Below are 19,095 nucleotides of genomic sequence, written 5' to 3'. Positions count from 1 at the left end.
GCTCGTGCCCGCTCCCCCGCACGCGGAGACCAACATCAACGCGCCGAGGGCCGTAATAACCGAAGCGCTGTTCAAGGCGCGCTGTGCAGGTTGGGCATTTGGCTGCGCGGGCATTAGCGGGTCCTCCGGGATGCTTTGGGGTTGCCTTTCTGTGCGCGCCCCTTTACGTTGTCATTTACAGGCTATAAATGGAATATAATGATGTCAATAGACGATGATCGAATAATGAAACTTTTCGAACAAAAAAAGAACAGGCATTGGAGTTTCAGCCATGGGTAGACCCCCGATCGGCCAGCACACCGCCCTTCGCTTGTCGGCAGAGACGCTTGCGCGGATAGACAGACTGACCAAACCTCGCGGGCGCGCTGAATTCATCCGCGATGCGGTGGAAGAAAAGCTTGATCGCCTTGATGCACAAGCGGACTACGCCAGCCTGGAAATTGATCTCCTGACGTTGCCACCACGCGAAATTGTTGCTTTGCTGCATCGGTATCTTGACCCCCTTTTCAAGCTAATGAGCAAGACCCAACGGGTTGATCGGAACACCCCTGAACCGGACTTCGTAGTGGAGATGGGGTCCGGTGGAGAATCCGGTCGATCCGACGTTGCCGATCGTGGTTCCGCGCGTGACCTGCGTTCCGGGTAAGACCGAGATCCGCGACAGATGGGCGTAGCGGGTCGCAATGCCATTTGCGCTGGCGACTTCGACCATGAGCCCGTAGCCACCGGATGCACCAGCGTGTGTGACCACACCATCGGCTGAGGAATTGACGGGGGTGCCATAGGCTGCCGCAATATCGAGACCCGCATGACCGCTGATGGCGTGCGTGATCGGATGCACGCGAAGGCCAAATCCGCTCGTCATCCGGTACGCTGCTGGCGCCGGCGAAGGCGCCGGTCGGGACTGAGCGAAGTTTGCTGGCCTTATCCGATATTGCGCCAGCCAGGCGTTCCAGCGCTGTGCTGCTACCATGATCTGTGCGCGATAAGGTGCGTTAAATGCCGGGGTGTGCGAATGGTAATTGGCGACCCTGGTCCAGTAGTCTCCATGATCGCGCAGGATATGGTTCCTGATACGCCACGCAGCCAGCTGGTAGCTGTAGCACCCCGTTGCAAGCGCCGCTCTTGCAGGTACGCCATAGCGTGCGAGGCTGGCGAGCCAGGCCGTGTTCAATTGCATCGATCCCAGATCGTAGGTTCCGTTGGCATTGCTGCGCACAAGACCCGGCTGCCCGCCCTCTTGCGTCGCCACTGCCAGCATCACAGCGGCCGGCACGCCAAAGCGCTCTCCGGCTGCGATCGAGCAGACGATCCGCTCTTGCCAGATCGGTGGCAGATCGGCCGCCATCACCCGGCGGCCATTGCGCGCGCTTCGCGCAGCATGAATTGCACAAGATCTGCCCACGCCATATCATCGGCGGGTGGAATGCTATCGCCAGCCAGGAGTGCGAACTGACGGGCCATCCGTCCACCTAGCTCGGCGGCCTGGTCGAACGAGAGGCGCGGCATCCCGTCAGGGTCGAGCAGGGGCGGGGCAGGCGGGAGAGCAGCGATTGCCCTGGCGACGATCGCAGATGTCACAGTGTCGGCGCGGATATGCAGACCCGCCAGTTGCCGTTCTGCCGACAAAACGTCAGCGGACGCGCTCAGATTTGGTTGCATTGCTGGCTCCCTGTTTTCAATGTGTGGCCCGGGCGGCGTGAGATGAACGGCCTGGCGCACCGCTTGCTCCAGCGTTTAAATGCAGGTACAAATAACCTATGGAAATTGAGTTCGACCCGGAGAAGGATGCGACAAATTTCGGGAAGCATGGTTTGTCGCTGGAGGATTTCACCGGCTTTGATGATCTTCCGACCGAAGTTCTCGATAACCGGCGCTCTTATGGGGAAGCCCGCTATCGCGCCTACGGGTTTATAGGCGGCGTGGGCCACTGCCTGGTCTACACGGTTCGGGAAAGCCGAATTCGTCTGATCAGTTTTCGTCGGGCACGAGCAAAGGAGATGCGGCGTTATGGAAAATGACAAGCCGATCGTTGCGGATTTCAACGCCCCCGATTGGGATGACAATCCGGAGTGGACCGACGAGGATTTTGCCCGCGCGCGCCCTGCGAGCGAATTCCATTCCCCCGAAGTTCTGGCACTGCTGGTCCGCCCGGCCGGCCGCCCTGTAGGTTGGCGCAAGCCAAACGCGAAGCAGTCTGTAACGCTGCGCTTGTCGGCCGACGTGCTGTCGACGTTGCGTGCCAGCGGCAAAGGCTGGCAGACCAGACTGGATGATATGCTCCGCAAGAGTCTGGAATTGTAGCGCTCAGACACCGATGCTGATCCTCGGTGCGATCCATGCCGTAAAGGCCAGCCCCGCCACCAGATGCGGGCCAAGCGGGAAACGCTTGCGCAGGTCTAATCCATGCCAGGCTATTGCGCTGACGCAGCCCGCGAACAGGACGACGTCCAACCTTATCCAACCGACGTTGGCGCCGATCGCCGCGATGAGCTTTACGTCGCCTCCGCCGAACGCGGTGCGACCGCGCCATTTGCGCATATGCCTCGCGAAAACTTCAGAGCTTGCAAACAGGACGACGCCCGACAGCGCCAGATAGGCTGAGGAGAAGCCGGGCGCGAATGGATGAAAGACGATGCCGATGCCGGCGATCGTAATCACCAGTGTGTCTGGAATGATGCAGGTATCGGCATCGCAGGTCGCCACCGCCCCGAGCGCGATGCAGAGGACCGCAAGCGCTATTCCGCTCGTCGGTGCGCAAATGGTGAGGATGGCTCCAAGCATTGCCCCCAGCATCACCGTCTTGGGGTGCGGCACAATCGGGAGTGACGAGAGCCTGCGCTCTGTCGCGCGTGCGCTCCACAGGCCACCCAGTGCCGCAAAGGGACTGCCGGCCAATGCCAAGACGCCAAAGGTGAAGCTCGGTTCGGTCACAAGATTACTGAATTGTCACGGAGCCGGATTGCGGATGTGACACAGAGGACCAGGAACAGGTCAGCCCCCAATCCCAAGTGGCCGTGTTACCCGACGTGCTGTAACATGCCGAGGCACGCTGGAGCGTTCCCGATCCGGGAATGGTGATGCTGGTCCACCCGCTGTTGGGTGGCGGACCGGATGATCCGGTCATGGTGAGATAGACATCAGCGCCGACGGACGATGAATTAATGCCGGTAATCGTGTAGCCGTTGAAGGTGGTGGTGCTGAGGCTGCCGACGCCTGCCGAGACCAGAAATGTCGAACCGCCATATGTTGCGTAAGTCGGAGCCCAATATCCGTAGCTGTATTGGTTAAAACCGCCTCCGCCCCCAAACACACCGCACGCTATGCACAGGCTGCTTTGTCCGATCGTCAGATTGGCACTGAAAGTGGGCGAATTCTGATAGGTGAAGCCGCCAGGTGGTGGTGCCGGTGACGGAGCGGGCGCCGGGGTTGGTGCGGGCGCCGGGGTTGGTGCGGGCGGCGGCGCAGGTACTGGTGCTGGCGCAGGGACCGGCACGGGCGCGGGCGCAGGAGCCGGGGCCGGAACCGGGGTGGGTGTTGGCACTGCCGCCGGTGCAGGCGGCGGGGTTGGGGCAGGCGGCGGGGTTGGGGCAGGCGTCTGTGTGTAGTAGATCGAATAATCAACCGGACTGCCCGATGGCAGCGCATTGCCGCCGGGTATGTAATCCGCAAGCTGAGCCTTCCAGGTCCCATGTGTGCCGTTGGCGGTGGCCGAGCCCACCGGCACATAGCCACCGCTCCAGCCAATCTGCAACGCGACGCTGCCGCCGTCGACCGCGTTCAGCGGTGTTCCGCCTGTCGTGGTGATAAGCGTGTCGACGACTGTGCTGGAGGCGTCATGCGCATAGATGACGAACGACTGGCCATAATTGTCCTTGGCCGGAAAACTCGATGTCAGCATACCGGCGGACTTGAGGGTCGAGAGGGGAATATTGACCGGCCCGGCCGCGGCCGCACTTTCCACGGCCGCAAAGTTTGCTTTTACGTAGTGATCGGTTGCATTGCGCAGCGTCTTCAATTCATCGGCGACAACTGCAAGCCGCATGTCGTTTTCGTTGCGATAGACCAGCTTGGCGATAGCGCCCGCTGCCATCGCGAGGATCAGCGCGGCAAAGGCACCTTCCGTGACCGTCAATCCCGCCTGACGCGATTGCGCGATGGCCTCTTGCACCGGTGTGGGATGGGGCGTCGGGACGATGCGAGATTTCATGGCGTGCTCTCTTTCAGGTTCCCAAAGATCAGAATTGCTGCGCCGAAGGCGCGTAGTGAAATTCGTAATCGGCCGGATCACCGGATGGATTGGGTGAACTTGCCGGCACGATCGCGCTCAGGTTGACCTGCCAGGCGCCATGGGTGCCGTTGGCTGTGTTCGAACCCACCGGGACATAGCCGCCCTGGCTCTTGAGCATGATCGCGACGCTGCCACCTTGTGTGGCGCTGAGCGGTGTCCCGCCGGTGGTTGTCACCAGCGTTTCAAGCCCGTTCGCGGATGGTGCGTCCAGATAGATCCGGAACGTCTGCCCATAGGCGTTGGTCGCGGGAAAGCTGTTTTGCAGGTATCCTGCGCTGATCAGCGTCGAGACCGGTATGCTGATCGGGCCAGAGGCAGCGCTGGTTTGCAAGGTCGTGAAATTCTTGGCGACGTACTGGTCGGTTGCTGCTCGCAGCTGCTGGATCTGGTTGGCCACACCGCTCAGCTTTTGGGAGGCAGCGGTGGTGTTGAGCATGTAGACGATGCCGATCGTCGCAATGACCAGCAGCACCAGGCTGAGCATGGCCTCAATAACGGTGAATCCGGCCTGGCGGGACTGTTCGATCGAAGGGGGCAGGGGCCGGGTCATGCGACGGGGGCCCGGATGACAAGGCAATTTGCCGGAATGAGTGAGGGAAGCGCCGCAGACGTACCGTCCCGCCAGGTGATCGTGCCGTTGCCGGCGATTCCGACTGCAACTTGCGGATTGTCGGCAAACACATCAATCCGCTGGCTTGCCGATGCCGGGTTGCCGCTGAATATCCAGATATAGGTGCCGTCACTATAAGCCTGATTGGGATAGGCGGCATTGATGTCGGTATACGAGGCCGGTAACGTCATGGACGCGCGGTCGATGGTGCCGGGCGTGGTGGCGTTGGTCGCCCAAGCCGCTGTGGCAAAGATCTGGTATTGTGCACTGTAGGACGCCGACAGCTCGTCGTATGCGACGACGGCTGCCGGCGTGACCCGGTTACTCGCCAGGGGGAGGGCGGCCAGCAGTGCCGCCATCATCAGCGCGAGCATGATCAGTTGCATGTCAGTTGGTTGTCCACACGATGGTGTTGGCGGTCGTGCTGTTGCACGCTGCGGCCGCTGCCGTTTCGGTGTAGGGTATGGTCTGGGCGGCACCGTTCACGCTGATCGCGGTCGGATTGATCTGCAGCTGGCTGAGCTGGATGCATTCCTTTTGTGGCACACCGCCTTCGGAGATCGTGAAGCTGCCGCTTGCCCCTGTCACGGTGACAGTTCCACCCCAGGCATTATGGAGTGCGGTGCCCACTATCATCGCCGCAGGCGCGGCTTTGGTGCTGACCAGCGTGGCCGTGATATCGGCGGTGCCATAGTCGTTGCTGGCACCGTACATTTGCTTGACGGCGCTTGCGAGTCCGAGCGCATTTTGCTGCTCGTTCTGGACTTTGGTGCCCGACAGCGTGTTCTGATAGAGACTATAGACGCCGTAAACCGCAACGATGGCGACGGCGAGGACCAGAGCGATTTCAATAATGCCCAGCCCCGACTGACGGGAGTCCGTGTAGTCGTATTGTACTCTTTTCATGATCAGTGTCCTTGTGAGAGTTGGTTCATGATGTCGTAATATCCATTGAAAACAAAACCGAGCACCGTGAAGTTAACCATCATGATAGCTTGGGAAACGATGCCCACCTGTGTTTGCATCCGCTCGGTTGCATCGGTGATCCACGACCTGACGATCAGGCCGAGCCCTTCCTCAAGTCGTCCGAGTTTTTCGAACAACTGGATTTCTTGTATCAACTCGCGCTCGGGGAAATTCTCCCCCGATGCCTGGAGCGCTTTTCCGAAACCGATGCCTTCGCGAACCATGCGCAGCGATCGGTTGATCTTGCCCACCAGATAGGGGCTGGTGTTCTCGCGCGACAGCTCGAGTGCCTCGCGCAAGTTGCGACCGCTTTCCATGTAGACGAGCACGGCCGTCATAAACGCGGTGCCGGTCAGAAATCTGTGGATCGACCACGGCGGCAGGCGGTCGCACCAGGTGCGGGCGGACCCGGTGAAATAGGGGAGCGTGGCGATGATACCAATCAATGCGGCGACTATGGAGAGCAACGTTGGTCCGAGCCCACTTTGCGCCCATTGCAGAAAATGGACGGTCGAGCCGGCACTGCCCGTCCATTGATCGGCCGGCTTGCTGGTCAGGATCATCGGCAGAAATTCTGTCGACATGAAATAGATGATGCCGGCCAGGACCAGCGCAGAGAAAATCGGGTAAGGCAGCTTGCTCGCCAATTTGCCCCGCACTTCTCCCATCTTTTCGTTGAGTTCGAGCATGATTCCCATCGCCTTGCCGAATTTTCCGGACTTTTCGCCGGCTTCGATCAGCAACACTTCCTGCCGGGGTACCCACCCGGTGACGGCCAGCGAGAGCCTGCCGTGCTCACGCAAGCCGCGCAGCCATTGCGCAACGGCGATGGCCATCATGTTGCCCGGCTTTTCCCCGTCTTGAGAGACGATGATGTAGATGAATTCCAGCGCGTCGCGCGAGGCTACGTCCGCGTCCAGCAGGCGGCCATATGTCCGGTAAAAGCGATAGCGTTCGTCGGACGAGAAACGCAGATACAGCTTTGCAGCTTTTATCTTGAAGCCTTCATCTGACCGGTCGCTTTTCATCCCGCCGATGATTTTTTCGACGCGCGCGCGCGCTCTGGTGATCAGATCGTCCAGCTTCATGACACCACTCGCAAGCTGGGCTGGTGTCTCGCGAGATCGGACAGCGACATGAATTTCGAAATCACCCGTGCCGAGATCTGCCCCCGCATGACTTTGCGCACAACGATATCGGCGATGGATGGCTCGCCGCGGTTCCGCGCGAATTCCTTGGCATCGACCGCACCGTGTTGTTCCAGAAAGCGCAGATAGGCAGGATCGGTGCGGATGACCTCGGCCGCCACCGTTCGTCCCTTGATGCCGGTGTGCCGGCACCGCGCGCAGCCCGCGCCTTCGATGCACACCTCATCGCCAAGGTGAGCAAGGTGTGTGCGCTGCTGGTGTGACAGACCGACATCTGCGGGTGCATCGACAAGACGTACCTTGCAGCTTGCGCAAAGCATCGGGACAAGCACTTGCGCCACCGCGACTTGCAGGATGTCCGATCGGAAGATCGAGGCGCTATCAACGCCTTCATCGACCAATCGCAAGGGGACTTCATGGGCCGATATGCAATGCAGAGTGGTCCAGACCTGATGGCCGGTTATTGCCGCTCGGATCGTCAGCTTGGCGGTGATCCTGTCGCGAATTTCACCGATCATAATGACATCGGGATCGTCGCGGAGCGCCGCGTTGAGTGCTTCGGCAAATGCAGTTTCGCGCTGTTCTTCGGTTTCGGTATTGGGCACCACCAGCTGGGTCACGCCGTTCAACCGGCGTTCCGGCGGATCTTCGACCGCGAAATAACTGCGGCGCCTGCCGTCTTCCTGTTCCTGGCGCATCTGTCGGGTAATCAGCGTTCCGAGCGCCGTCGATTTGCCCGATCCGGTGATACCTGAAACGACGCAAAGACCGTTCTGGCGGTCGGCAAATTCATCGAACACAGCGATCTGTTCAGGTTCGTAGCCGAGGCTTTCCAGCGTTACGGTCGTGTCGATCGTGCCGAGCAGCCGGAAGAATGCGGCGGTGATGCCAAACGCCACCGGGTTGTATTGACAGCGGACCGCTTCGAGCCCGTCCTTGAACGCCCAGGTGTCGCGTCCCGCCTTGGGAGCGAGCCGCGCCGCCAGATACAGAGATGGCGAGTAGGCCTTGTTGGCAATGTCAGCCATGCTGTACGAGGCTGCGAGGAAGCGCTGGCCGTAATCGGCTGTCCATGTCGTCGGCTTTGTCAGGAAGCCGTCGATGCGCATTTGCACATGCGTAATGTTCTCACCCACTTTGATATGGATGTCGCTGGCGCGCAGGGCCTGCGCCTCGCCGATCAGATCCTGGATGGCGCTTTCCATCTTGGAATCGTCGGTTGACCGCCGGCCGGCGATCCCGAGCTTGCGCGCCTCTACGATCGCATCGTGATCGACGTACTCACGCTTGATTTTGTGCGACAGTCGCCTTTCAGCGAAAGCGAGCAATTCGCGGACCTTTGGATTGAGTGCCTGGTTTTTTGCAATCAACGCGCGGCCATCGTCAAACAGCGCTACCAGTTCGGCGCAGGTCTTTCCCTCCGGCCAATCTCCGTCCGCGATATCGATGTAACTGGCTGCCGAAGTCGACATTGTGGTGGGTGCCCTGATTTCAGTTGTATGTGTGCGTTTTGCCGCCGGCGTCAGCGACGGTCAGGCCATCGGCCCGGATGGCCACGACTTTCACACCCTCGATCACAGACCCGATTTGCACCAGGCGCGCGCCGCCGGCGGCGGTCTGGACGATCGCGCGCGGGGCATCCGTTGTGCCAGTGACTTCGGTAACCGCCAGGCCGGGCCAGTGCGAAACTGGACGACGGTGTGCGTGGCGTGACACTCCGACAAAGCCGTCGGCGGGCAAGGGCGGCAGCACAGCACCGGTCGGTGGCAAGGGCGGTGTCAGGCCTGCATTGGTGCCAGGTATCGTTGGTGTGCCAGATGCCTCGGCCTTGGCCTTGGCGATTTCGGCACGCAGCTTCGCTTCCTGAAGCTCTGCGTGCAGCGCATCGATCCGCGCTAGTCGTTCGGCTGCGCTATAGCTTTGCGCCGTCGGTGCTTGCGGGATGCTGGCGGTGACGACAGGCGGTGCGGCGCTTGCGGGCGAACCCACGAGTGCTGCGAGCACGAGAACGCCGACGGGCATAAGCCGGTCAATAATAAATGAAGCCTGAAACACGCCAATCCTCCTTTTCCAGATCGATGCGGGTGATGGTTGAGGTCGGATAGCGGGCAAGCCCTGCGGCCAGGACATCGGGTGAGAGCCCCGTTGTCACCGTGAACGCCACTTTATGACCCACATCTTTCCATTGCGCCGGGGGGGTCAGACCGATCAGGAAATTGCGCGCCGCAAACAGCGCCTGGGTCGATGGACGTTCTGCCTCGCGTTTTGTCGCCGGCACAGTGAGTGGTCCATTGAGCAATACATTTTTACCATCGGCCCCCAGCTGCGTGGTAAAGCCGCCGACCTGCGGCTGAACAGCAAGGTCGGTATAGGGCGACAACGAGGCGGTGATTGTCTTGGCGGTCAGGTCGCATGCGATCGTGTCGATGTCCCAGCCCTGATGAGCGGTTTCAGCAAGACGGGCTCGCATATCCATGCACAGCGCCGCCGCGGCTTGCGGGTCTGGCTGTCGCTTCCAGTCGGTCTGTGGCGCGGGCAAGAGCTGGACGGTCGCTTGCCGCGCTGCGGTTGCGATCTGCGTTGCCGCGTCGCTGGCGGCCGCCTGCCGATGCTGCCACACCCAAAACCCCCCAAAGGCGACAAGCGCGAAGCCACAGGCGAGGACGACTGGAGATATGGTCTGACCTGCGACCACCCGGTCACAGGCAGGAGCGGTGTTCCAGTCAATCTGCGCAAGCACGGTGCCACTGTCGCTTGCGCCAGCGATCCCCCAATGTGCCGGCGCAAACGTCTTGTTGAAAGTCGGCGCTTCCTCGTCAAAGCGTGACCGCGCGCTTGCGACATCCATCACCTGGTCGGAGTCAGCGCTGATGCATTCTTCGATCACGGCGATGAAGACCGCCTGGCTGTCGACGTCAAACACACCGCACCAGGTGGGTTCAGAAATTACATCGCTGACGGCCGCAGCAAACGAGATCAGCCGAACGTCGTCACCCACCGCAGTGCCCGTTTCGACAAGCCCCAGGTTTGTCCCGCGCACACGCAGCAACAAGGCTTTTGCCTTCGCCTTGCGCGCGCTTTGGCGCGCGTCGCTCTTGCTCAGAACCTTGCTGGCGGTATCCCATTTGAGACCCGCAACGATTGCCTTTTCGGCGCCAAGATAAGAGAGCACTTCGCTCATGTGGCGGGCTCGCTGACGATGATCGGCTCCATCGTGATGATGATCCGCTTTTTCTCGGTCGAGGCATTGCGCGTGCCGCCCAGCAGCAAGTTGGCCGGAATACCTGTGCCCTGCTTCGCGTCCGCTGCGCTCTCGGCGATGTAGCCCATCAGCATCAGCACCTGACCGGACTTGAGCATCGAACTCTGGAGCCCGGCGGTGCCGGCAACTGTTGGCAACTGGATGGTATTTCCGCCCGAAGTCGCGGTGTTCATAACGACCAGGCTGCTGATCGAAATCGAGTAGCTCATCTGGACTCGGTTGCCGCTCAGCACGCGCGGCAGCAGCGTCATCGAAAAACCTGTGCTGATCGAGGAGGGCGTCAGTGCCGTCGTGGCGGTTGTCTGGTTAACCGTCGTGGCCACACTCGAAAGATAGCTTTGGGTCGTCGTATCCTGTTTGGTTATTGGCTGATTGTTCAATGACGTAACGGTCATGTCGGTTATCAGTGACGTGTTTGTCACCGATGAAATCGCCTTGCCGATAACGTCGGATCCAGCAAGCTTGCTGGTCGTGCTGAGCACCGAGGCGGTCAGCGATCCCACCGGCGTCAGCGGCGCGGTTCCAGGGCTTTGCAAAGCGAGTCCCAGACCACTTGCGGCACTGGCAAATTTGGCATTGAAATTGAGTGCGAGGTTGTCGCCTTCCTGCAAATCGACGCTATAGACCTTGATGCGCACGAAGACCTGGCGAGTGATCAGCTCGTTTTGCTCGCGCACATAGGTGGCCACCTGGTCGAGGATCGCAGGCGATGCGCTGACCGTGATTGTGCCGGTTGCGGGATTGACTGAAAACCTGCCACGATCGCCGACAATCACGTCGACTTCGCTTTTGAGACCATTCCACACGTCCACCGAGGCTTTCTGCGAACTCGCCTGGTTTGAGGTTGGCGTGATGGTCTGGCCGGAGCTCGATCCCGACGAGCTGCCCCCGCCTCCACCGCTGCCACCACCGGATCCACCTGTGGTGGTAGAAAGCTCGTTGGAGAAATTGTCGGTGGTAGGTGCCTTGTTGATGACAAACGTGCGCGTTTGCATATCCGACATCATGATGACGCCGGCACGATAGTCCCAGGCCACCCCGAACCGAGCTGCGGCCATATCGAGCAGACCGGCGAGCGGACCTTGCCAAACCACCTGAAAGGTCGGGCCGACCGGCCTGTTGGCGGGGTTGCTGTTGTGCGGTTCTGTGTCGATTATCGCAGGCGTTGCGCCTGTTGGTCCCAGCGCCGTCGGGGCTGCCTGTTGTTGTTGCTGTTGTTGCACAACCGGCTTTACCCCAAGATTTATCGGGATCTGGGTTGCCTGGCTGATCAGCGCAGCAAATCCGCGCAGATCAACTTCGCCTTTGCTGCGAATAACAAGATTATCGAGCCTGGCAGGAAATTCATCGCCGTGCCGGCGCCGAAACACGTTTTGACCGAAGTAGAGTTCGTCAACGTGGCTGATATCGGGGTTTCCCCGAACGGGTTCCAACTTCGGGGGCGTTTCGAGCGCGGCAAGCGCCTTGTCGCTGGCACGTTTGATCATACTGCCGGCGTGTCGCTCAGCTGCGCAGCCACAGAGTGCCATTACAGCACTTGATACCAGCAACAGCGATGCCGATCGGATACGGCTACGATAAATCAAGGCTCGTTCCTCTCATCCCAAACGCGTAAAACTCTGTTGCTATTGTAGAATTTGGCTTTCAAATGCGGGGTTGTGCGTGCAAACGCCGATAACAGGCGATCTGCGGCAGACGGAAAATCGCCGGTAATCGTGGCGCCGGCCGATAAGCGAAAATCGGCATCGCTTTCCCAGACGACTTCCCAACCGGCTCTCTGTGCCCAGGCCGTCAGAGTGCTGCTCAGCGGCTCGTTGGCGCGCGCCGCCCACTCCTCCTCAACCACCATACCGGCGGTGGTGTCGCCTGTGGCGACGGTGCCGGCGGTGGCTGTTGAGCGAACTTGTGTGTTGGTTGTTTGCGTTTCCAATGCTGTCGTTGGCGCGATCGCTGCTGCTGCCAGTAGGAGAAAGTGCATGGTCCTGCTCGTTTCCAAAGTTTGGTGATGGGAAAATGCGTGGTGAATTTTGGGCCGCCGATGTGAACGTGATTTGTCCTGGCTCGATCTGAGCGACCAAATTGAACAACCGCGCGATGTTGTTCGCAAAAGCATCCGCAGGGCCTGTCCAACTCACGCGCAATCTGTGCGTGGTGTCATTTCTCTTGAAATCGTCCGCCTCGCTGAGCGCGAAAATGACCCGTGATCCGGATGTGCGTTCCAATTCGGCCGCGATTTGGCCGAGTGTCATCGGGTAAGTACCTGTGAATGTGATTGTTGATGTTGAGTTCGTATTGCGTTTGTTGAAATTAACGGAGGTATTATCGGCCCCGGGTTGAATTTCGATCGCGCGCATAGGCGCCAGTTTTTGGGGCACAGTATGTGGGAGATTTCCCAGATCGTGCTTAGGCGCAAATTGCATTTCTGATGCTTGCTTCTCGAGCTCAGTCGCTCGCAGGATTGTCAATGGAGCCCAAGCTTCATCAACACCCGAAGTTGCTGCCGACGTGAGGTGTGCGATCGCGCGGATATTGTTCTGCTGTAGCCCGTCGCCTTTCATTTCTGCGAGCCCGACGACATAGGCCGCGCGCGCTCCGCCTTCCTTGTCTGCGACTTCGATGAGCATCCGCAGGCCCTCATCTTTATGGGCCGGCAACTTGCACAAGGTCAGGCCGAGCTGTTCGCGCGCCTTGGCATAGCCAAATCGCACGGCAAGCCGATAGGCAGCGAGCGCGGCATCTTGATTGGTGGTGGTGCCGCGGCCGAGGCGGTATGCTTGCCCCAGATTGTACCAGGCCTTGGCGTTGTTTCTGAGTGCGAGCGTTTGCCAGATATGGACGGCAGCATCGTCCTGGTGGTTATTCCAATCCTGACGTGCTTCTTCGAGCCGCGCCAGATCAGTGCCATTCTCGCCATCACTTTGAGCATGCGCGGTGGTCGCTGCGAGCAAGGCGGCGGCCGAAATAAAGCAGGATGCGCTTCGGGAGATCACGGATGATTTTCCTTGGTAACGCTGGTGGCCGGGTAGAGGGGCCTGCCAGAGACATCACGATAGGTCTGACGGCATGAAGGGAAGGCAGAGCAGGCCCAGAAAAAGGAATCCGCAGCCTTCACCGATTTCCTGCGGCGCAGGCCGCTTCCGCACACGCGGCATGAAAATGTGTCGCTGATCGGCGGTGGCGCCATCGCCTTGCGAATGACCGGCTTTCCGTCGTTGTCGTTCGCCGTGAACGAGCAAGTCTGACTTGCGCAGCGCCAAAAGTGCCGTTGGGGCGGCTCTTTGGTACGTTTGCGGATAAGCTTTTCGGCGCACAATGGACAAGCTGGCGCTTCCATGTCCACAGGAATGCCGCGGCGCCTGATATCGTCTATTGCGGCGGCTGTGTTGTTCTCGACGCTTTGGAGAAAGACGTCGGCGTCAAGCGTGCCCTGTTCTATTTTGCGCAGCTGTAGATGCCAGTGCGCCGCCATGTCCGGGTAGGTCATGGCGGCGGGCAAGGCATCGTGCAGGATATAACCCTTGTGCGTTGCGACCACCCTGTCGCCATCCAGGGAGAGGTAGTCTTGTTCGAACAACTCCTTGATGATTGTGTCGCGGGTTGCTGCTGTCCCGACGATGCCGGGTGCGCCAGCGGCGAGGCTGCTCGCAACCGTCCTGCGCAGATCCGCGTCTTGTACGTCTTGTTCAATGCGGCCGAGCGCGTCCAGTAAGGTGGCAATCGTGTGGCGGGTGTCTGGCGCTTGGCTGGAATATTCAGACCTTTGCTCGCAAATACCGTCCTGGTGGATCCGCAAGCCCGCGATCGCGCCGGCTTGTGCGGCATTCGACCGAGTAGCAAATTGCTCGGTGTCCTGGCTTTGCAGGGATCTGATCGCGGTCCATCCAGAGACTGTTGTCAAATCTGCTTGCGCTCTGAAGGATTGCCCTGCCACGGCAATGTTCACGACGATGCGCTGTACTTCCCAAGGTGTGAGGAACTGGGCGAGATAGTTCTGGGATACGAGTGTATAGATTGCGCGTTCCGCTTTGCTCAGCAGCAACATGGCCGGTGTGGCAGCGGTCGGAATAATGGCATGGTGCGTGCCGACATTAGCGGAATTGAACGCTGCGCTAACGAGGTTCATGTCAGCGACGTCTACCAGGGTTGTCAGATCTGGCAGATTGCGAGACACTGCGCGCAGGAGTCTGCGGGCACGGCCGTGCTCGGTGTCGGGAAGGTAACGGCAGTCAGACCGAGGGAAGGTTATCAGCTGATAGGCGTCGTGAAGTTTGCGCGCGATCTGGCTCACCTGATCGGGAGAAAGCCCATATTGACGTGCGGCTTCGACCTGCAGCGATAGGAGGCTGTGCGGGAGCGGCGGCGGGGTGCTGACCTTTTCAGCCCTTCGAGCAATCACTTTGGCAGCCGTGCCGTTCAACCCCTGTGTGTCGAAATTGGCCGGGTGCGGCTGATCACTTGAGTTGACGCCGATCACTACATCATCAAAGCGGATCGCGAGCCCTGCACTTGCACCGGATGATTTGCGAGTGGCGGCATACGCCCGCTCGCGGCGCACAACGATGCCCAGGATCGCATTCTGGACGCGCCCGACGGTGAGAACGTCCGCGAAACCCTTCTCGTTCGCCGCTAGTGTGTAGGCTCGCGTCAGATTAATTCCATGAATGGCATCTGCGAGCTGACGCGCCTTGGCTGCGGTGGACAGGTTTGCGTAATCGGTGTTGGGACGTAGCACCTGGAGGGCTGATCGAATGCTCGCAGGATCAGCAACATGGAAGATGAGTCGGTTGACGGGCAAGTCGGCGTGTGCCCATTCGATCACCTCATCGACAATCAGCTGACCTTCATCGTCCGGGTCGCCCGCATGGATCATGCAGGTCGCCGATCGGATCATGTCGACCATGCGGTCAAGGTGTGTGCGCCGCTTATCGATAGGTCGGTTGTGCGAGGGCAGGAAGCTGTGGGGCAATTTTTCCCAGGACCATTCTCGCATTGGGGGCAATGCGAGTTCGAGCATGTGGCCAAGGCACCAGGTGATCCGCATTTCAGCGCAATCGATAAAGCCTTCGCGGTGCTGCGCATTGCCGAGCGCATCGGCGATGGCGCGGCCACGATCTGGCCGATCTGCGATGATGAGGGCCAACGCGGCGGTCATCGCGCTCGTCCGTTTGTTGTTTCAACGTAGGCCGTCGCGACGATCGAGCTTCCAGCGACCAGTCTGCTGTCAACCAATGCAGTTTTGAGCGTTGATTTGTTGACGGCATCGGCAAACAGAAACGGCTGCCCGATTTTCACTTCGCGGGCGATCAGTCGGCGGTGTTGGGCGTCATTGAGACCGATGAAAGGCGCTAGATATGCCCGCTGAGCTTTAAGCCAAACGCGATAACGCCATCCCTTTCGCTCGCCGAAAGGATAGCGCTCGCGCAATAAGCTCTCGCGATCACGCAGCGTCGCATTGGCCGGCATGTCTTTGGCTATTTCCGCGATGATTTCACGTGCGCGGCGGGCGTGGCTCATTGGCCGCCTCCGTGGTTGAAATGAAACCGCGCAAGGTTCTCCGGTGTCGCGTAGAGTTTGTACGCCGCGATCCAGTTGGTCGCGATGGAGGTCTGGGCGGTGGCAAGCGGAACTTCGCCGTCGCAAACGAGCCGCCACAGCACGTATTCGAGGGCGTCCTTGTCATGGGCGTTGTTCGGCCCATTCCATGGCTCAAGCCACAAATTGCGCAGGTCGTCAGGAGCCCCCCCGATCGACAGCGGAACGAGATGATCGAGCTCGTACAGGCGGGCCGACTGGAAGTGGTGCTCTGCGAGCATGAGCTTGCGCTTGATCGGCTCTGTGACCGTCAGGGCTGGCCGCACCGAGCGAGCGTATCCGGGTATGCAGATCGTATCTTTTATGGTTCCTTGCGTCACTGCCGCGTTGAGGGCGCCGGTGACATTTTTGGGGGGGAGGGCGTCGTTCACCCCACCGGCAGCCTCCTCCTTGCTAGTCTCCTGGCTGGTGGTGAGCGACATTGCGAGTTGCCGCGCGGGCAGCACCTTGGACATGCCGGAAAAGTAGCCGTACGCCCACACCCACAGCGCCAAACATGTGGCTCCAAGGAAGACAATTCCGCGTGCCATTACAACAGGAAACCAGTGTCTTGAGCGTATCGCGTGGCGGGGTACATCGTGGGAGGGGCTTTCAATGGGATGCCGCGTTTGCCAAATGCTACACATTCCACCTTTTTACACTCCTGCGCCACCAGCGCAACGCGTTTGTTTGGGCAAAGTTGCTCGGATTGGGCTGTCGCTAGTTGAACGATAGCGAACGAGTGGGTATTGCCGCCCTCCTGCATTAGAATACAAATGTGAGGCGCATCGCATGCCGACAAAGATAGATTCCATGGACCTCCTTCCCAAGCATAGAAAGCTATTTGCATCACGAATGAAGTATAAGAGAAATTTTTTGGGATTAAGTCAATCGCGGTTATCTCAATTGACAGGGATGGCCACGTCCCATATTTCTGCGTTAGAGACGGGTCAAGTTAACCCATCACTTGATGTCATGATAAGGATTTCTAGAGCTTTGGATGAATCTTTGGCATATTTTGTTATCGAGTAATAGACATCGCCGGGGGTGGGTGTATTTGCAATAAGTTCACGCTCAGACCCATCAGCAAGCGTAACTGCTCACGTAGTTGGCAATATGGCCACGGCCTTTAAGGCGATTACGGCCACGCTATTGATGGCGCGGGTTATTGCGTCAGATGAGACAACCACGCGCACCAACGGCGTCACCCATTGGCACTGGGCATTCCTTTCGGACAAGGCCGTCTTGCACAAGATCGCCCCGCGCCGTGCACGCAGTGTTGCCGAGGACGTCCTGAGCGGTCATCAGCCCGAGGTGTGGGTGTCATACCGCTATACAGACCAGCAGGAGCTGGGCAAAGAGCACCAGGTCTGCCTCGCCCATGTGTTGCGCGATGTTCAATACGCCATCGACGGTGGCGACACGGTCTTCGGCCCCAAAATCCGCGATCATCTGCGATGGGCAATCCGTGTCGGCAAGTGACGATCTGAGCTCAAGGATACGGCATTGGCCTGCTATGCGACCAAGGTCGACAACAAGCTGACCGATCTGATGCGTTTGCCGGTGGCGCACCCGGCGGGCAAGGTTCTGCCCAAACAAATCAGGGTCTGGCGCGGGAGTTTCTTCGTGCTCTTCACCAATCGTGATGTGCCAGCGACCAAAGTCACAAACGGCTTCCGCCCAGACTGGGGCGCACAGATCCACGCTCGGTATAGATCTGTCACCGGCACTGTACGCCTGTCGGTAAAATCGGCCCTCGATGACCTCGGCGACCTCGTTGATGAAAACCTCGCCGTCGCTTGATCATTTCCCGACACGCCAACCGCGTGGTCAGTTAATAGCAAGCCGCACTGGAGCGCAAACGTCTAATATACCTCGATTTCTCGTGGCAGCGGTGATCTGACCGGGTACTCAGTTTATATGCGAATATATACTATATTCAATATAGTTGCACAGATCTGGCATCATACAGTTCACAAACATCCAGAATGGCGAAATTTTGCATCTTGACACTATAGTCTGTTTTCGTCTTTTCTTGTCCTTGCTATGTTTCCGGCATAGCTCTGCCTGAGAGGACAAATTCAGATGGAAAATATCGTGCCTATCCGCTTAAGGCATACACCCACTAGATATGGTATGATGGGTCCATTGGCCTGAGTAGAGTTCGGCAAAGGTCGGCGCCTCGATATCACTGGCGATCCCAAGGAGGGATCGGAAGGCGTTGAACGGGTAGAAGCGGCGATTGAAGCGGAAAGTGAATTCGTTGAGGTAGGCTTGCAGATGCTTGGCGCTGACGCCGTGGTGGATGCCGTTGAGCCACGCTTTGAGGTTTGAGAACACCAGATGGACGATGGGCAGGAACTCTTCGGACACCTCCGGGTCGCCACACTGGGCGATGGCGTGATGGTCGTAACCGCCGCCCTGCAACCCGCTATAGCCGCTCCAATCATCGGTGATGACCAGCGTTCCCGGCTCGACCGCGCTCTGTACAAAGCCACCAAGGGCACCGGCACTGCGGTCTGCACCGATGGCCAATCGAACCCTTCCGGCATAGCGTCCGTTCCGGCGGCGGTCTTGGCCAGTGCCAGGCTCCCGGTGACGAACTTCGACGGCGGCGACCACCAGCGTTTTGTGGTGGGTTCCCCGGCCTTCGCCGCGCGTTCGCCCGCCGATCCAGGTCTCATCGACCTCGACATGCTGACCGCTCTGCCCGCCGATCCGATCCTGATCGGGGCGCACCATCGCGGCGCGCAGTTTATGGAGCAGGCCAAAGGCCGTCTCGTACCGGGTCAGGCCAAGCTGGCGCTGCAACTGGACGGCAGATATGCCGGTCGTCTGACTCGCAACCAGGTAAGCGGCCCAGAACCACACGCTGAGCGGGATGTGGCTTCGTTCCATGGCCGTGCCGACCATCAGGCCGGTCTGACGGCGACACGAGCGGCACATCAGGATGACAGGCCGAGTGGTGAAACGAAACGGATCGCCGACGACGCCACAGCGTGGGCACGCAAATCCATCAGGCCAGCGAGCTTTTTCAAGCCAGGCCGCGCAAGCGCCATCATCCGGGAAAAGCCGCTGGAACTCGGGGAGGGATTTCGGGAACGGCAGCTTGTCGCGGTCAAGAACGTCCACAATCCCCACCCTTTACAACCGCTTTGGGTGGCGCCAAGCCGCAGGAAAAGTCAGGCGCGCGCCACAAGGCAGCCACTAGATGTAGTGGGTGTATGCGTCAAGCGGATAGGCACGG

The 19,095-nt window shown here is 59.5% G+C and carries 22 protein-coding genes and 1 pseudogene; 4 read left to right on the top strand and 19 right to left on the bottom strand.

Annotated features, from left to right (window positions below; all coding sequences use genetic code 11):
* Positions 1-265: 265 nt before the first annotated feature.
* From G404_RS0115420 to G404_RS0115410, 3 genes are read right to left on the bottom strand one after another with little or no spacing between them, the layout of a single operon-like run.
* Positions 266-487, bottom strand: coding sequence for a hypothetical protein (locus tag G404_RS0115420; protein ID WP_028641880.1), 222 nt, complete (start codon positions 485-487; stop codon positions 266-268).
* 24 nt (positions 488-511) lie between these two features.
* A complete protein-coding gene (locus G404_RS20770) occupies positions 512-1,348 on the bottom strand; it encodes a M23 family metallopeptidase (RefSeq protein ID WP_084601379.1) in 837 nt (278 codons plus the stop codon).
* On the bottom strand, positions 1,348-1,662 hold the full coding sequence (locus G404_RS0115410) for a hypothetical protein (RefSeq protein ID WP_028641879.1): 315 nt from the start codon (positions 1,660-1,662) through the stop codon (positions 1,348-1,350). The genes G404_RS20770 and G404_RS0115410 overlap by 1 nt, the downstream gene beginning before the upstream one ends.
* A 98-nt stretch (positions 1,663-1,760) precedes the next feature.
* Between G404_RS0115410 and G404_RS0115405 the strand changes: the two genes are divergently transcribed.
* Both G404_RS0115405 and G404_RS0115400 read left to right on the top strand, forming a co-directional pair.
* Positions 1,761-2,021 (top strand): BrnT family toxin, encoded by a 261-nt coding sequence (locus tag G404_RS0115405; protein WP_028641878.1) that lies wholly within the window; start codon positions 1,761-1,763, stop codon positions 2,019-2,021.
* Positions 2,011-2,304: a BrnA antitoxin family protein gene (locus G404_RS0115400; protein WP_051280807.1), complete on the top strand. Its 294-nt coding sequence runs from the start codon at positions 2,011-2,013 to the stop codon at positions 2,302-2,304. Before G404_RS0115405 ends, G404_RS0115400 begins: the two co-directional genes overlap by 11 nt.
* Positions 2,305-2,307: 3 nt before the next feature.
* On the opposite strand, the gene G404_RS19325 is transcribed toward G404_RS0115400, so the two are convergent.
* The 15 genes from G404_RS19325 to G404_RS0115330 form a co-directional block, all read right to left on the bottom strand.
* Positions 2,308-2,934: a prepilin peptidase gene (locus tag G404_RS19325; RefSeq protein WP_036521682.1), complete on the bottom strand. Its 627-nt coding sequence runs from the start codon at positions 2,932-2,934 to the stop codon at positions 2,308-2,310.
* 4 nt (positions 2,935-2,938) lie between these two features.
* Complete coding sequence (gene pilV, locus G404_RS0115390) at positions 2,939-4,210, bottom strand: shufflon system plasmid conjugative transfer pilus tip adhesin PilV (protein ID WP_028641875.1); 1,272 nt, start codon at positions 4,208-4,210, stop codon at positions 2,939-2,941.
* Between the two features lie 28 nt (positions 4,211-4,238).
* The gene (pilV, locus tag G404_RS0115385; RefSeq protein ID WP_028641874.1) at positions 4,239-4,841 is read right to left on the bottom strand and encodes a shufflon system plasmid conjugative transfer pilus tip adhesin PilV; all 603 of its coding nucleotides are present in this window, start codon (positions 4,839-4,841) and stop codon (positions 4,239-4,241) included.
* On the bottom strand, positions 4,838-5,287 hold the full coding sequence (locus G404_RS0115380) for a hypothetical protein (protein WP_028641873.1): 450 nt from the start codon (positions 5,285-5,287) through the stop codon (positions 4,838-4,840). Before G404_RS0115380 ends, pilV (G404_RS0115385) begins: the two co-directional genes overlap by 4 nt.
* Before the next feature lies 1 nt (position 5,288).
* Positions 5,289-5,807, bottom strand: coding sequence for a type 4 pilus major pilin (locus tag G404_RS20170; protein WP_084601377.1), 519 nt, complete (start codon positions 5,805-5,807; stop codon positions 5,289-5,291).
* A 2-nt stretch (positions 5,808-5,809) separates the two neighbouring features.
* Positions 5,810-6,955, bottom strand: a complete 1,146-nt coding sequence (locus G404_RS0115370; RefSeq protein WP_028641871.1) for a type II secretion system F family protein — start codon at positions 6,953-6,955, stop codon at positions 5,810-5,812.
* Positions 6,952-8,487, bottom strand: a complete 1,536-nt coding sequence (locus G404_RS0115365; RefSeq protein ID WP_028641870.1) for a GspE/PulE family protein — start codon at positions 8,485-8,487, stop codon at positions 6,952-6,954. Before G404_RS0115365 ends, G404_RS0115370 begins: the two co-directional genes overlap by 4 nt.
* A gap of 19 nt (positions 8,488-8,506) precedes the next feature.
* The gene (locus tag G404_RS0115360) at positions 8,507-9,037 is read right to left on the bottom strand and encodes a hypothetical protein (protein ID WP_028641869.1); all 531 of its coding nucleotides are present in this window, start codon (positions 9,035-9,037) and stop codon (positions 8,507-8,509) included.
* Between the two features lie 7 nt (positions 9,038-9,044).
* Positions 9,045-10,196, bottom strand: coding sequence for a type 4b pilus protein PilO2 (pilO2, locus tag G404_RS0115355; RefSeq protein WP_028641868.1), 1,152 nt, complete (start codon positions 10,194-10,196; stop codon positions 9,045-9,047).
* On the bottom strand, positions 10,193-11,764 hold the full coding sequence (locus G404_RS0115350; RefSeq protein ID WP_028641867.1) for a secretin N-terminal domain-containing protein: 1,572 nt from the start codon (positions 11,762-11,764) through the stop codon (positions 10,193-10,195). Before G404_RS0115350 ends, pilO2 begins: the two co-directional genes overlap by 4 nt.
* A gap of 95 nt (positions 11,765-11,859) precedes the next feature.
* On the bottom strand, positions 11,860-12,126 hold the full coding sequence (locus G404_RS21020; protein ID WP_169719720.1) for a toxin co-regulated pilus biosynthesis Q family protein: 267 nt from the start codon (positions 12,124-12,126) through the stop codon (positions 11,860-11,862).
* On the bottom strand, positions 12,116-13,267 hold the full coding sequence (locus G404_RS20680; protein WP_169719719.1) for a tetratricopeptide repeat protein: 1,152 nt from the start codon (positions 13,265-13,267) through the stop codon (positions 12,116-12,118). Before G404_RS20680 ends, G404_RS21020 begins: the two co-directional genes overlap by 11 nt.
* A complete protein-coding gene (locus G404_RS0115340) occupies positions 13,264-15,429 on the bottom strand; it encodes a DNA topoisomerase (RefSeq protein WP_084601374.1) in 2,166 nt (721 codons plus the stop codon). Before G404_RS0115340 ends, G404_RS20680 begins: the two co-directional genes overlap by 4 nt.
* Positions 15,426-15,791, bottom strand: coding sequence for a hypothetical protein (locus G404_RS20155; RefSeq protein WP_084601373.1), 366 nt, complete (start codon positions 15,789-15,791; stop codon positions 15,426-15,428). The genes G404_RS0115340 and G404_RS20155 overlap by 4 nt, the downstream gene beginning before the upstream one ends.
* Positions 15,788-16,324: a hypothetical protein gene (locus G404_RS0115330; RefSeq protein WP_245584554.1), complete on the bottom strand. Its 537-nt coding sequence runs from the start codon at positions 16,322-16,324 to the stop codon at positions 15,788-15,790. Before G404_RS0115330 ends, G404_RS20155 begins: the two co-directional genes overlap by 4 nt.
* A gap of 316 nt (positions 16,325-16,640) precedes the next feature.
* On the opposite strand from G404_RS0115330, the gene G404_RS21015 reads away from it, so the two are divergent.
* Positions 16,641-16,880, top strand: a complete 240-nt coding sequence (locus tag G404_RS21015) for a helix-turn-helix domain-containing protein (RefSeq protein WP_084601372.1) — start codon at positions 16,641-16,643, stop codon at positions 16,878-16,880.
* 21 nt (positions 16,881-16,901) lie between these two features.
* Positions 16,902-17,651 (top strand): annotated as a pseudogene (locus tag G404_RS20145) (IS66 family transposase); the annotation flags it as partial.
* 306 nt (positions 17,652-17,957) lie between these two features.
* Here the strand turns inward: G404_RS20145 and G404_RS0115305 are convergent.
* Positions 17,958-18,980, bottom strand: a complete 1,023-nt coding sequence (locus G404_RS0115305) for an IS1595 family transposase (RefSeq protein ID WP_028641860.1) — start codon at positions 18,978-18,980, stop codon at positions 17,958-17,960.
* Between the last annotated feature and the right edge of the window lie 115 nt (positions 18,981-19,095).

Source organism: Novosphingobium acidiphilum DSM 19966, assembly GCF_000429005.1.
Classification (GTDB): Bacteria; Pseudomonadota; Alphaproteobacteria; order Sphingomonadales; family Sphingomonadaceae; genus Novosphingobium; species Novosphingobium acidiphilum.
The sequence above is the reverse complement of the archived record's forward strand: the minus strand, read 5'-3'. Positions and strand labels throughout refer to the sequence as shown.

What these genes read in the sequence shown, in the direction of transcription:
- G404_RS0115420 (WP_028641880.1), bottom strand. Translation starts at nt 487, where the DNA reads ATGCAGCAAAGCAACAATTTCGCGTGGTGGCAACGTCAGGAGATCAAT.
- G404_RS20770 (WP_084601379.1), bottom strand. Translation starts at nt 1,348, where the DNA reads ATGGCGGCCGATCTGCCACCGATCTGGCAAGAGCGGATCGTCTGCTCG.
- G404_RS0115410 (WP_028641879.1), bottom strand. Translation starts at nt 1,662, where the DNA reads ATGCAACCAAATCTGAGCGCGTCCGCTGACGTTTTGTCGGCAGAACGG.
- G404_RS0115405 (WP_028641878.1), top strand. Translation starts at nt 1,761, where the DNA reads ATGGAAATTGAGTTCGACCCGGAGAAGGATGCGACAAATTTCGGGAAG.
- G404_RS0115400 (WP_051280807.1), top strand. Translation starts at nt 2,011, where the DNA reads ATGGAAAATGACAAGCCGATCGTTGCGGATTTCAACGCCCCCGATTGG.
- pilV (WP_028641875.1), bottom strand. Translation starts at nt 4,210, where the DNA reads ATGAAATCTCGCATCGTCCCGACGCCCCATCCCACACCGGTGCAAGAG.
- pilV (WP_028641874.1), bottom strand. Translation starts at nt 4,841, where the DNA reads ATGACCCGGCCCCTGCCCCCTTCGATCGAACAGTCCCGCCAGGCCGGA.
- G404_RS0115380 (WP_028641873.1), bottom strand. Translation starts at nt 5,287, where the DNA reads ATGCAACTGATCATGCTCGCGCTGATGATGGCGGCACTGCTGGCCGCC.
- G404_RS20170 (WP_084601377.1), bottom strand. Translation starts at nt 5,807, where the DNA reads ATGAAAAGAGTACAATACGACTACACGGACTCCCGTCAGTCGGGGCTG.
- G404_RS0115370 (WP_028641871.1), bottom strand. Translation starts at nt 6,955, where the DNA reads ATGAAGCTGGACGATCTGATCACCAGAGCGCGCGCGCGCGTCGAAAAA.
- G404_RS0115365 (WP_028641870.1), bottom strand. Translation starts at nt 8,487, where the DNA reads ATGTCGACTTCGGCAGCCAGTTACATCGATATCGCGGACGGAGATTGG.
- G404_RS0115360 (WP_028641869.1), bottom strand. Translation starts at nt 9,037, where the DNA reads ATGCCCGTCGGCGTTCTCGTGCTCGCAGCACTCGTGGGTTCGCCCGCA.
- pilO2 (WP_028641868.1), bottom strand. Translation starts at nt 10,196, where the DNA reads ATGAGCGAAGTGCTCTCTTATCTTGGCGCCGAAAAGGCAATCGTTGCG.
- G404_RS0115350 (WP_028641867.1), bottom strand. Translation starts at nt 11,764, where the DNA reads ATGATCAAACGTGCCAGCGACAAGGCGCTTGCCGCGCTCGAAACGCCC.
- G404_RS21020 (WP_169719720.1), bottom strand. Translation starts at nt 12,126, where the DNA reads ATGGTGGTTGAGGAGGAGTGGGCGGCGCGCGCCAACGAGCCGCTGAGC.
- G404_RS0115340 (WP_084601374.1), bottom strand. Translation starts at nt 15,429, where the DNA reads ATGACCGCCGCGTTGGCCCTCATCATCGCAGATCGGCCAGATCGTGGC.
- G404_RS20155 (WP_084601373.1), bottom strand. Translation starts at nt 15,791, where the DNA reads ATGAGCCACGCCCGCCGCGCACGTGAAATCATCGCGGAAATAGCCAAA.
- G404_RS0115330 (WP_245584554.1), bottom strand. Translation starts at nt 16,324, where the DNA reads ATGTCCAAGGTGCTGCCCGCGCGGCAACTCGCAATGTCGCTCACCACC.
- G404_RS21015 (WP_084601372.1), top strand. Translation starts at nt 16,641, where the DNA reads ATGCCGACAAAGATAGATTCCATGGACCTCCTTCCCAAGCATAGAAAG.